This window comes from Salmonella sp. SAL4457 (genome assembly GCF_046548235.1).
GTDB classification, from domain to species: Bacteria; Pseudomonadota; Gammaproteobacteria; order Enterobacterales; family Enterobacteriaceae; genus Salmonella; species Salmonella enterica.
In genome coordinates this window covers 1-365 of sequence record NZ_JBGDZO010000139.1, presented here as the reverse complement: position 1 = coordinate 365, position 365 = coordinate 1, and the positions used below count along the sequence as shown (strand labels likewise).

Here is a 365-nt window from a genome sequence, read left to right as displayed (position 1 = left end):
GGCCGTGCTCGCGCAGGTGCGCCGGCAGCGGCTGGTGGCGGATCAGCGCGGCGCTGGCCTCGCCCATCGCCGCCGAGGTCTGGATACCGTAGCCGCCCTGGGCGGCGACCCAGAAGAAGCCTTCCGCATTGGCGGCGTAGCCGGCCACCAGGTCGCCGTCGGCAACGAACGAGCGCAGCCCCGCCCAGGTGTGTTCCGGACGGCGAATGGTGAGGGTGGTGGCTTCTTCGATCAGGTACATGCCGGTGGCGATGTCCAGTTGCTCGGGCTGCACGTCGTGGGCCTCGACCGGATCGGCGTTGGCCGGCGAGCCGAGCAGCATGCCGGCGTCCGGCTTCAGGTAGAAGGATTCGTCGAGGCTGACC

1 pseudogene is annotated in these 365 nt (G+C 70.4%); it reads right to left on the bottom strand.

The features are described from left to right. A pseudogene (dauA, locus tag ACLJNW_RS23610) lies at positions 1-365 on the bottom strand (FAD-dependent catabolic D-arginine dehydrogenase DauA); the annotation flags it as partial.